Raw genomic sequence first — 11,275 nt, forward strand, 5'->3', positions numbered from 1 at the left:
ATTCTCCGTGATAGTTCGAGGCCGATTTTCATACCGGTCGCTCCGGCCGCTCTAGAACGTGTACTTTGCCGACACGCCCCAAATCCTGGGGTCGCCGGCATAAACGGAACTCGTCGGGAAGGACGGGAGAAGCACGCTCGCGGCCGAGAAATACTTTTCGTTGAAAACGTTCTTCACAAAGATTCCGAGATCGATCCCGGTATCCGCAATTCCCCGCCAGTCCAGGCGCGCATTCGCCAATTCGTAGCCGGGCAGCTTCTCGCCGTTCTGGCCACCGTAATCGGCGGTCATGAATACGTCGGCATTGAAGCTGACTTCGCCATTCGCGGGCCGCACCGGGAGGATCCAGTTGAAGCTGGCCGTACCGGAAAAGCTCGGTGAATACTTGTTGATCTGATCCTTTCCGAGCACGATCGTCGGCGGCAAATCAGCGGGAAGGGTAAGGCTTTCGACCGTCACGTTCGTATAGGCCGCGTTAAAGCCGACGGTTACACTGCGTGCCGGGCTTATCGAGGCCTCGAGTTCGACGCCCCAGATCCGCAAGTTCGCCGCATTGACCGCGAGCGAACCATTCGAAGGAGAATCCGGCGTTCCGTTGGGAACGGTCGTCTGCGTATTCAGGAACTGGAGGGCATTCTTGTATTTGCTATAGTAAGCTGCAATATTGAGGTGGCCCCGCGCGGTTCCCACGCGATAGTCATACTTGGAACCGACTTCGAGATCGGTAATCGTCTCTTCGTTGGTCTTCTGGAATGGCCGGAGATCGGGGCAAACACCTCCGGTTGCGACACAAGCAGGATCGGTTCCACCAGTCGTATAGACGGTTTCGAATTTCGGCGTGTTGACGTTGGCACCACGATAGCCGCGACGCGATACGATATAGAGCAGCCAATCGGGCGTCGCCTTGTAGTCGAGGCCGACCGTCCAACTGGGCTCCTGCCCCTTGTTCGATACTGTGCCCACGCCATCAATTGCCCCGGTGTTCGCGGTTGCCAGGCAAGTCGCTTCGTCCACATAGCTGGTCCCGATAGTGCCGCCGCACGCTGAAACCTTGTCCCAGCTGTAGCGTCCCCCCAGGTTCAATTTCAGCTTGTCGGTTATGTCGTACCCGATCTGCCCATAAATAGCCCAGTTTCGGTTACGGACATGGGACGTGACCGCAGGAGCGGGAACCCCGCCCACCGAGAACGCGGTGAACTGCGATCCGGTGGGCCCGTGGGGCTTGTCGTTGTTGTAGAAGACGCCCGCTATAAAATTGAACGCGCCGAAGTTGCCGAGCAGCTGTGTCTCGTTGGTGAGATATTGGCGGTCAATTACCGACGACGCCGTAAACAGCGTGAATGGCACCGATGCCGGCAGCGGGGCGGAGAGGCCGGTGGGAATCTGGAGTATCGGCAGGCCGCCCGTATTGATCAGCTGGTAACTGTAGTTCTTCCGATAACCAAAGATGTTCCGAACCGTCATGTCGCCGAAACTGTAAGACGTGTCGTTGGTGATCGCAGTTGCCTTGCGATACGAGGCACCTCCGTCGATTCCCCCGTCGAACGATCCGCGCCGATTGGAAGCCTGGGTTGCCAACGCGGCATCGACTTGAGGATCGACGGCCGCGAGGCCCAGCGCCGCGAAAGGAAAATTCTGACGCAAAAGATAGAGCCCGCCAGCCAGCTCGTCGCCCTTGAAATACTCATATACGGTGGTGCTGGTGAACCCATCGAAGGGTTCAATCAGCAGCGAAAGCCGGAAGGCGTCCTGATGGATATTGTCGAACCCGGGGCCCTCGTCAAAGGCGATCGTTCGCGGGTCCTGACGGCGAATCTGACCCGCGGCGCGAAACGCGACCTTGTCCTCGACGATGGGGATGTTGATCGCGCCTTGCAGCTCCCGATAGTCGAAGCGGCCGTATGTGCCTTCGCCAAAGCCCTCGAAACGGTATGTCGGCTTTTGCGTGCCGATCACCACCGCACCGCCGAGCGTATTGCGCCCGAACAGCGTGCCTTGGGGGCCTTTCAGAACCTGAATGCTGCTTATATCGTAAGTCGGCACGTTCGATCCCACAGCCGGGAGCGGCGTATCGTTCACGTAGATCACGACGCCCGGGGTTACTTCACCCAGTGGGAGCTGGCCAATGCCGCGAAGCGTCAGCGCCACGTTGTCCTTACCGCCTTCAGCCGAGAACGTGAACCCTGGCGTAATTGTCCTCAAATCACTCACTGTCTGGACCGTGCTGCGCTCGAGCGCTTCAGCGGAAAACGCTGAAATGGAGACGGAAACATCCTGCAGTCGCTCCTCGCGCCGGCGAGCGGTGACAATAATGTCACCCGTCGCCGCGCTTTCCATCTGAGGGGCAGAAGCGTTCTCATCCTGCGCCCACGCCGGGACGGCCAAGGTCGTTCCTGCCGACAACAGCGCAAGTCTCAGCAAACGCGATTTCATCAACTCTCTCTCCCGCCGCCTGTCTCTTCGCAGGCTTTTCAAAGCACTCTGAATGGCCGCTATTCACGGTCTTTCACCACCTATCTTCGGAGAGGAAATGATACAAAAGAGGGCAAAACTGTTCAGTTTTATGGACTGGGCAGCCGGGGCTCCGCCGATACTTACCACCGCCACCTGCGAGGCGTATGGTCACTGCGAGTTTCAATAACGCGGCTGCGCCCAAGCCCGAATGAGGTCCGCGATGGTGGCCTCAGTCCCGGCGGTGATTGCCGGGACAGTCCCCGTGAGACGGGGCGATGGCGCCGGCTGCGTTACGCCGCCCAGGGTGACGAAAGTATCTCGGGCGTTGTTGTGAGGGCTCGCCGGAGCCTCGGCCATGCTTAGGACCGGCGTCACGCAGGCATCGGTCGACGCAAAGGTCTCGCCCCATTCGTCGCGCGTACGCGTCCGGAAGACCGCTTCGAAATCGGCTTCCATCCCAGGCCACCCCGCCCGCTCATGTTGATCGTAACCGCGACCTGCAAGGCCCAGACCCTCGAGCATCTGCGCAAAGAACTTGGGTTCCAGACAGCCCACGGCCACGAATTTGCCGTCGGCACAGGCGTAGCATCGATAGAACGGCGCACCGCCGTCAAGAAGATTGGATGCGGGTGCATCATTCCAAAGGCCCTTCGGCTGCCAAGCGTAGAACAGGCTCATGAGCGACGCGACGCCGTCCGTGATGCAGGCATCAACCACTTGGCCCGCCCCCGTCCGCCGTGCCGAAAGCAAGGCGCTCAACATTCCGAATATGAGGAACATCGCGCCGCCGCCGTAATCACCGACGAGATTGAGAGGGACTGGCGGCGGCTCCCCGGTCTTGCCCATGGCATGCAGCGCCCCTGTGATTGCGAGATAGTTGATGTCATGTCCCGCGCGCATGGCCATCGGCCCGCTCTGTCCCCAGCCGGTCATCCTCCCGAACACAAGGCTGGGATTACGGGCAAGACAGACATCCGGACCGACACCCAGCCGCTCCATCACTCCTGGCCGATAGCCTTCGATCAGACCGTCTGCATGCTCGATCAGGTCGAGCAGACTGCTGCGGTCCCTCTCGTTTTTGAGATCGAGATAAGTGACCATTCGGCTGCGATGAAGGATATCACCGCCCACGTCCTCCCAGTCACCGGGTCCAGCGGAGGGAGGCCGCGCGACCCGAACGATGTCCGCCCCCATGTCGGCCAGCAGCATCGCTGCCAGCGGCACCGGGCCGATCGCATCGATCTCGATGATACGCACGCCGACCAGCGGCCCTGACCGTTCCGGCATCAGATATTTGTCCGGTCCGCGCCCTTCAGGTCGAGAATGGCACGAGCTTCGTCCGGACTTGCCACTTCCAGCCCCATGCCCTCGATGATCTGGCGCGCGTTGCGCACCTGCTCAGCATTGGTCTCGGCCAGACGCCCGGGGCCGCCCCACAAAGAATCTTCCAATCCGACGCGCACGTTTCCTCCCATGGACGCAGCCATCGCGACGACACTCATCTGGCGGGCACCCGCGCCGAGCACCGACCACTGATACTGATCGCCGAACAGCCGATCTGCTGTGCGTTTCATGTGCATGATATCATCGGGATGGCTGCCGATCCCGCCCAGAATGCCAAAGCATGTCTGTATGAAGAGCGGTGCCTTTACCAAGCCCCGGTCCAGGAAGTACTTCAGGTTATAGAGGTGACTGGTGTCGTAGCACTCGAACTCGAAACGCGTGCCGAGAGGCGAAAGCGTGCCGAGCAGATGCTCGATATCCGCGTAGGTATTCTTGAATACCAAGTCCCGCGATGCTTCCAGCGCCGCTGGCTCCCAGGCGTGTTTGAATTCCTTGAAGCGGTCCAGCATCGGGAACAATCCAAAACCCATCGTGCCCATGTTGAGACTGGCGACTTCCGGCGCGAAAGTCTGGGCGGGACGGATGCGTTCCTGGACGGTCATCGAGGGATGTCCCCCGGTCGTCAGGTTCAGCACAGCATCGCTGCGCTGGCGGATGACCTTGAGGAACGGTTCGAAAAGCTTGGGATCCTGGTCGGGCCGGCCGTCAGTGGGGTTGCGGGCGTGAAGGTGGATGATCGCTGCGCCCGCTTCGGCCGCGCCAATCGCAGATTCCGCGATCTCGTCAGCCGTCACCGGAAGATGGGGTGACATCGAGGGTGTGTGGATCGCTCCGGTGATTGCGCAACTGATGATGACTTTTCGTTTGGCCATGATGTTTCCTTTCCCGCAGCCGCTCGATGGCAGCCGGCTCGCCGCCCGCAATCTATCCTTCGATAGGCAGTGAGGTGGCTCGTCAGGGAAGGATTCCGAGTTGGCGGGCGCGCAGAACCGCCTGAGGGCGACGGCGAACACCGAGCTTGTCGTAGATCTGCTGCATGTACCACTTGACCGTTCCCTCGGTCAGTCCCAGCCGATCGCCGATTTCCCGGTTGCGCAGACCGCCGCTCACCATGGTAAGAATGTCCACCTCCCGGTTGGCAAGGCGACCGGTCAGCCCGAAATCGTCGTCCTCGTCCTCGTCTGTCTCGATCTGCGGGCCATTTCGCATCAGGGAGACCAAGTGAACCGCGAACCGGTCGGCAGGTGTTTCGAGTTCAGGACCGTGGGAATAGGCCTCGGTAAGAAGAGCGGAAATGACTTCGCCCTCGTCGATAAACGTGCGCATCCAGCCGGCAGGTTCCGCCATTTCCACCGCCGCACGCACAGCGCGGCGAGCCTCGGAGCGATTGCCCTGGAGCACCGCGATTTCGGCAAGGAGCAATTCGAAGGTTACGGCCGAGCGAATGGCCCCGGCGCGCTTTACGAACTCCAGCCAGCGATGGGCCACCTTGCGCGCCCGGGTCAATCGGTGATGCTGCATTTCGATGCGCAACCAGGCGATCGCATTGCACTCGTTACGACGCGTCGGCCGCAGCGTCGGTATGGGCTCGCCGTCGATCTGCGGATCGCCGGCCAGGAAGTGCCGCTCAGCCTCCTCGATTTGGCCCGCCTTGACGAGCAGACGGACCTCTTCGGCAACAATGAAGGCGCGCATGCGATCAAGACCGCATTCTATCGCAACGAGATGCGCGTCATTGAGAGTGACAAGCGCGCCGGGAAGGTCGCCGCGCGCCGCGCGAAGGCGAGCATCGACGAGATAACCGGATGCCATCTGGTCGGCGAATCCCCACTGTCGCACGACGGGCAAGTGCCGTTCGACCAGGTCAGCCGCGCGATCTAGATCGCCGGCGTCGTAAAGCAGCTCCGCAAGCGGGAGCGCTGGCAAGGCAGCCAGTCCCGAGCCCTCGCCATGTAACCCTTTCGCAAGCGTAAAGGCTTCTTCGAGGAAGCGCTCGGCAAGGGGCGTTTTGCCTTGTGCCATCAATGTCGGGGCAACGGAGGCCTTGAGCGCAATCGAGGCAAAATCCGAACCCGGCCTGGACAGCGCCCGCCGAGTTTCCGCTTCCAGCTTGAGCATGTCCTGAAAGTGGTAGAGTTCGCGCCGTGCCGACATGAGCTGGGCAAGCAACGTACAGCTGAGATAGGCATGGCTTTCGGCCATCTCGACCAAAAGCGGCTCCGCGTCCGCTTCAACCTTGACCATGTCGTCGCGCGCGGCGGCCAGCATGACCAGGCGATGACGGATCATCAGATCGATCTGATCCGCATCGTGCGCATCGACCCTTCCTTCGGAGACCTTGGTCTCGAGGATAGCGCGCGCTGCGTCGATAAAGCGCTGGGCGGCGGTGAAAGACAATTGGCGAATGCGCCGCCATGCCAGAGCCAACAACAGATAAGGGTGCTGGGCCAGTTCCGCCCATGGCAAGGCGGAGCCCAACTCGTCGATGCGATAGAGATAGCCGGTATAGGTCAGCTGTTCCGCCAATTGGTCGAGCTGGCGGGCCAGAAATGCTTGATCGCCGCTCAGTCGGGCATGCTCGATGGCCAGGACTGCCTGATCGTTGGCGGCGAAGTAGTCGCTGGCACGGCAATGCATCAGGCCCGCCCGTGCGGGCGCCCTGTCCATCAGGCGTCCAAGGACCATCTCACGAAACAGGCGGTGATACGCGTATCGACTGTGTTCCTGATCGATCGCGTTCAGGAAGAGCCCCTGGCGGAACACATGGTCAAGCATCGCGCGAGAATCTTCGTCGCCGGTGACCGCCGCGCAGGCAGAAGGGGTCAGTTCATCCAGGATCGACGTATCGACAAGGAAGCGGCGAACGTCCTCTGGCTGACGGCTGAGCACCTCTTCATGGAAGTACTCTGCAAATTCCGGACGCAAGCCCGTCAACCTGGGACTGCCGGCCCCCTGTTTGCCGCGGCGGTACAAGTCGCAGGCGATCACAACGCCGGATACCCAACCTTGCGTGTCCCGCACGATATCCTGAAGATCCTTGGAGTCGATCGGCGTTCCGATGCTCTGGGTTACCAGCTGAGCCGCTTCCGCGATCGTGAGTGAGAGATCGGCATTTCCCACTTCATTGAGGAAACCCAATGCGCGCATACGCGCCAGCGGAAGCCCAATCGCGCCGCGGGCAGAAACGATCATGCACAGGGCATCCCGAGCTGTCGCCGATAGCTGTGCGATAAAATCGAGAGCGGCTTGATCGAGCAGATGGGCATCGTCGATGACAAGGACGGGCCGCGGGTCGATCGTTATCGACAACGCTTCGAGCCAGGGCGCATCGTCGCCATCCAGGGAAAGTTGCTCCCAAGGAAGGCCGGCCGCAACGCCTGCTGCCTTGAGGGCAGAGAGGAAAGATGCCTTGTTGAAGATCCCCGCACGTGTCGCCACCCAGAGGAGCGGGTGGCCTTGCGCGCGTAGCAGGTCCGCCCAGTAGAGCATCGAGGTGGTCTTTCCGCTTCCAGCGGGCGCTGACACCATCGTCAATCGGGAATCGCGGACCTTGGCCGTCAGGTCTCTCATGGCAGCGCGCTCAATCAATGTCGGCGTTATCCGATGCGGCAAAGCGCTCGTCGGAATGACTTTCATGGCTCTCTCCTGGACATGCCTTGTGGCAATTTGTTTTTTGATCCGAAATATATTCTGACGTGTGAAATCCTAAACGCAATCCTTTTTCCTATCCGCAGATAGGTCCTCGCGAGCCGGAGATATTGTCCTGCTCCGGATGGCCGGGAATTTTCGTAAATTGCCGTCTTTACGCCCGAAACAAGCAGGCCGCCCGAAGCTGCCGGGGCCAAAAGCTAGGAAAGGTTGACCATGAAGGCCCTGTATCTCGAAAACGCCGAGGGACCTGAATCCACCCGCGTTGCCGACGTCGAAACGCCGGAACCCGGTCCCGGGGAAGTGCGAGTCGCACTCAAAGCCGCCTCGATCAACCACCGAGAACTGTTCATTTCTCATGGACAATATCCCGGCATGGTGGTGCCGGTAACGCTGGGTTGCGACGGCGCAGGCATTGTCGACAAGGTCGGCGCCGACGTTAGCGGCGTGGACGTGGGCTCAGAAGTCGTTCTCTATCCGGCCCGCAATTGGGGCCCCAATCGCCATGCGCCCGCTGCAGACTTCGGTTTGCTGGGCATGCCATTTGCCGGGACGATCGCCGAATACATCTGTATCCCTGCCGAGAACCTGGCTCCCAAACCTTCCTTCATGAGCTTTGAGGAAGCCGGCGCAATGCCGCTCACAGCGCTGACATCGTGGCGGGCTCTGATGTTCAAGGGCCGGCTTCAGGCCGGAGAAACTGTGCTGATCAGCGGGGTCGGCGGCGGAGTCGCCACGTTCGGCCTCGCATTCGCCGTCGCCAAGGGCGCGAACGTCTATGTGACCGGTGAGAGCCAGGAAGTCCTCGACCGGGCGATCGAGATGGGTGCCAAGGGCGGCCTGCTCTATACCGACCCGGATTGGCGAAAGCAGGTTGGCAAGCTGACCGGCGGGATTGACGTGGTCCTGGATGGTGCACCGTCACCCAGCTTTGCCAACTATGTCCGCGCCATCAACCCGGGTGCGCGCATAGTCATCTACGGGTCGACCGCCGGGAACGAGGTCAAGTTCAATGCGACGGATATTTTCCTCAAGAGCGCCAGCATCGTCGGCAGTCAGGTCGGCGATCCGCAGGACTTCCGGGAAATGCTAGCGTTCGCCGGCGAGCATCGGATCAAGCCGGTCATCGAGGCTACTTACCCTCTGGCGAAGGCAAAGGAAGCTCTTCTTCACCTTCGCGACCAGCACAAGTTCGGCAAAGTCGTGGTGACGATGTGAGCGATCTGTTCAGCCTGCACGGCAAGAAAGCCCTCGTCACCGGCGGCGCACAGGGGTTGGGGCGGATGATCGCTGAAGGTCTTCTGCGCGCAGGCGCTAGCGTGGCAATCACATCGCGCAAGGCCGATGTGTGTGAGACCGCCGCGGCGGAAATGTCGGGTCTCGGGCCATGCCTGCCGCTTGCCGCAGACCTGTCTACTCCGGAAGCCGCGGTGGAGCTTGCCGCACTGTATCGCAGCGCGCTGGGCCAATGCGACATCCTGATCAACAACGCCGGCAAGACCTGGGGCGGCCCTATCGATACCTTTCCCGACAAGGCCTGGCCAAGCGTGATGGCAGTCAATGTCCAGACGCCTTTCACTCTTGTGCGCGAACTCCTTCCCGAACTGGTCGCGGCGGGCACGGCCGATGATCCATCGCGGGTCATCAACATCGGTTCGGTGGCGGGCATGAAGGCCGAACGGCTCAATGCCTACAGTTACGCTGCCAGCAAGGCGGCGGTCCACATGATGACGCGGGATCTCGCCGGCGACCTTGCCGACCGGAACATCACGGTCAATGCCGTGATACCGGGCTTCTTCCCTACCAAAATGACCGCTCACATGCGTGACGAGGATGCAGTCGACCCGAAATTGCTCAGCCATATTCCGCTGCGCAGGCTGGGCCGCGCCGACGACATCGCCGGAATTGTCGTCTTCCTTTGCTCGCGAGCAGGAGCCTATGTCACCGGCGCGCAAATTCCGGTCGATGGCGGCGTAGTCGGCTGCGGGTGATCTTGATGCCGGCAGAGGGACGAGCGTCCAGCCAGGCTCATCCCTGATGCCGTATCCTCCGAGGACCGCATTCCTCCGGCAGCGAAAAGACTTGAGCGAGGGAGGACATAGTTCCTCCCTCGCTCCACAGGTCAGAGCTGCCAGCCGCCCCCCGCGACTATGACCTGACCTGTGATGTAATCGGCCTCCGGCATGCAAAGGAGATAGACGGCTCCTGCTGCTTCTTCCGGAGTGCCTGCGCGCCCGAGGGGAATTCCTTTCTCCATGGCCTCAAGGATCTCGTCGCTGACCCCGGCCTTGATCTTCTTGCCCTTGATATCGATGGTTGAACTGCCAGCCTCGCCAGCCGTCATACGCGTCATGATCGCGCCGAAGGCGACGGCATTGACCGTGGTGTTGTATCTCCCCCACTCTTTCATCACAGTCTTGGTGAGGCCGACAATCCCTGCCTTGCCGGCAGCATAACCGGCCTGCCCCGGGTTTCCGCCAAGACCCGAAACTGACGAAATGTTTACGACTGTCCGTCGCTTGGCACGCCCGTACTGTTCGATCTCGGCCTTGGCTGCGGACGAAATGATCGGCTGCGCGGCGCGAAGAATCCGGAAAGGCGCGCTCAGGTGTACATCGAGCATCGCGATCCACTGTTCGTCGCTGGTCTTTTGAAGCACCGAATCCCAGGCATAGCCGGCATTATTGATGATGATATCGATCGTGCCGAAAGCCGCGACTGCTGCGGACACGAAGGTATCGCCAAAAGTCGGATCAGTAACGTCGCCGACGCAAACGACGGCGCGAACGCCAAGTCCTTCGATCTCGGCCGCGGTGGCGCGGGCCACGTCTTCGTCAAGGTCATTGACCACGACATTTGCGCCCGCGCCAGCCAATTTGAGCGCGATCGCCTTGCCGATGCCCCGCCCCGATCCCGAAACGAGCGCGACCTTTCCATCCAGTATTTTCACGTGACCTCTTCCTGTTCTTTCACAAATCCTTGAACGCAGGCACTGCCCCCGTCGATCACCACCACGCCGCGTTCTCTCGCAGACGCGCGAAAGCGAATGTCATCTCCATCGCGCCAGATCTCGGTCCGAATGGTTTCGCCTGGGAACACAGGCGCGGTGAAACGGACATGCATGCGCGTCAGCAACGACGCGTCTCCGCCGCAGCACAAATGGATCAATGCGCGGCTAACGAGGCCCATCGTCGCCAGTCCGTGGAGGATCGGGCGCTCGAACCCCGCCGCCGCCGCCGTTCCGGCATCGATGTGCAACGGATTGCGGTCGCCGGTCAGCCGGTATAGCATCGCCTGGTTAGCCGCCGTAGGCAGGTCAAGCACTGCATCCGGCGGAAAATCGGGACATTGTCCATCCGCAAGCGGAACGAGAGATCGGTCTCCCCCGAAACCACCTTCGCCCCGTAGGACCCAGATTTCCTCTGCCTCCGCAATCAGCTGGTCTGTCGGCGTCGTCAGTATCCGCTTCGCCCGAACGAGAGCGGGCTTGCCCGGTCCCTTGTCGGCGACCTCTCCGATCTCGATCCGGCCATGAATGACCTGGCCCAGTTGCAGCGGTCGATGAAGACGCAAGCTCTGCTCGCCATGCAGAATTCGCGGCCAGTCCCACCCGAGTTCCGCAGCCATCGGCCAGAACCCCGGCGTGCCAAGCACAAGCGCCATGGTTGGCAAAACGGTGAGGTCACGCTCAAAGAGGAAGCGGCTCTCATCGATGGCGGCGAGCCCCGCTCCCACGCCCAGGGCGTAGAGGATGGCGGAACGCGGATCGCAAACGTCCTGCGCGATCGGGACCCGGTAACCGCGCATGCGCTCAAGGTTCAGCATAGCG

General features: G+C 61.0%; 8 protein-coding genes. 2 read left to right on the plus strand and 6 right to left on the minus strand.

Annotated elements, in window-relative coordinates:
* Positions 1 to 51: 51 nt before the first annotated feature.
* The 4 genes from AC1VVM_RS23060 to AC1VVM_RS23075 all read right to left on the minus strand — a co-directional run bounded on the left by AC1VVM_RS23060 (position 52) and on the right by AC1VVM_RS23075 (position 7,434).
* Positions 52 to 2,433, minus strand: coding sequence for a TonB-dependent receptor (locus tag AC1VVM_RS23060; protein WP_395335232.1), 2,382 nt, complete (start codon positions 2,431 to 2,433; stop codon positions 52 to 54).
* 201 nt (positions 2,434 to 2,634) lie between these two features.
* A complete protein-coding gene (locus AC1VVM_RS23065) occupies positions 2,635 to 3,741 on the minus strand; it encodes a CaiB/BaiF CoA transferase family protein (RefSeq protein ID WP_133085056.1) in 1,107 nt (368 codons plus the stop codon).
* On the minus strand, positions 3,741 to 4,670 hold the full coding sequence (gene kce, locus AC1VVM_RS23070) for a 3,5-dioxohexanoate:acetyl-CoA acetone transferase (protein WP_395335235.1): 930 nt from the start codon (positions 4,668 to 4,670) through the stop codon (positions 3,741 to 3,743). Before kce ends, AC1VVM_RS23065 begins: the two co-directional genes overlap by 1 nt.
* 82 nt (positions 4,671 to 4,752) lie before the next feature.
* Positions 4,753 to 7,434 carry a winged helix-turn-helix domain-containing protein gene (locus tag AC1VVM_RS23075; protein ID WP_395335238.1) on the minus strand — a complete coding sequence of 894 codons (2,682 nt, stop codon included), beginning with the start codon at positions 7,432 to 7,434 and terminating at the stop codon, positions 4,753 to 4,755.
* A 228-nt stretch (positions 7,435 to 7,662) separates the two neighbouring features.
* Here AC1VVM_RS23075 and AC1VVM_RS23080 point away from each other — a divergent pair, with 228 nt between their 5' ends.
* Positions 7,663 to 8,664, plus strand: coding sequence for a quinone oxidoreductase family protein (locus tag AC1VVM_RS23080; RefSeq protein ID WP_133085053.1), 1,002 nt, complete (start codon positions 7,663 to 7,665; stop codon positions 8,662 to 8,664).
* Complete coding sequence (locus AC1VVM_RS23085) at positions 8,661 to 9,437, plus strand: SDR family oxidoreductase (protein ID WP_133085052.1); 777 nt, start codon at positions 8,661 to 8,663, stop codon at positions 9,435 to 9,437. Before AC1VVM_RS23080 ends, AC1VVM_RS23085 begins: the two co-directional genes overlap by 4 nt.
* 131 nt (positions 9,438 to 9,568) lie before the next feature.
* Here the strand turns inward: AC1VVM_RS23085 and AC1VVM_RS23090 are convergent, their stop codons facing one another.
* Both AC1VVM_RS23090 and AC1VVM_RS23095 read right to left on the minus strand, forming a co-directional pair.
* Positions 9,569 to 10,396, minus strand: a complete 828-nt coding sequence (locus AC1VVM_RS23090; RefSeq protein ID WP_395335242.1) for an SDR family NAD(P)-dependent oxidoreductase — start codon at positions 10,394 to 10,396, stop codon at positions 9,569 to 9,571.
* Positions 10,393 to 11,271 carry a MaoC family dehydratase gene (locus AC1VVM_RS23095; RefSeq protein ID WP_133085050.1) on the minus strand — a complete coding sequence of 293 codons (879 nt, stop codon included), beginning with the start codon at positions 11,269 to 11,271 and terminating at the stop codon, positions 10,393 to 10,395. Before AC1VVM_RS23095 ends, AC1VVM_RS23090 begins: the two co-directional genes overlap by 4 nt.
* Positions 11,272 to 11,275: the final 4 nt, after the last annotated feature.

It is taken from the genome of Novosphingobium sp. BL-S-33, from assembly GCF_056857025.1.

Bases quoted from the DNA above. Each gene is read 5' to 3' on its own strand.
- AC1VVM_RS23060 (WP_395335232.1), bottom strand. From the start codon at position 2,433: ATGAAATCGCGTTTGCTGAGACTTGCGCTGTTGTCGGCAGGAACGACC.
- AC1VVM_RS23065 (WP_133085056.1), bottom strand. From the start codon at position 3,741: ATGCCGGAACGGTCAGGGCCGCTGGTCGGCGTGCGTATCATCGAGATC.
- kce (WP_395335235.1), bottom strand. From the start codon at position 4,670: ATGGCCAAACGAAAAGTCATCATCAGTTGCGCAATCACCGGAGCGATC.
- AC1VVM_RS23075 (WP_395335238.1), bottom strand. From the start codon at position 7,434: ATGAAAGTCATTCCGACGAGCGCTTTGCCGCATCGGATAACGCCGACA.
- AC1VVM_RS23080 (WP_133085053.1), top strand. From the start codon at position 7,663: ATGAAGGCCCTGTATCTCGAAAACGCCGAGGGACCTGAATCCACCCGC.
- AC1VVM_RS23095 (WP_133085050.1), bottom strand. From the start codon at position 11,271: ATGCTGAACCTTGAGCGCATGCGCGGTTACCGGGTCCCGATCGCGCAG.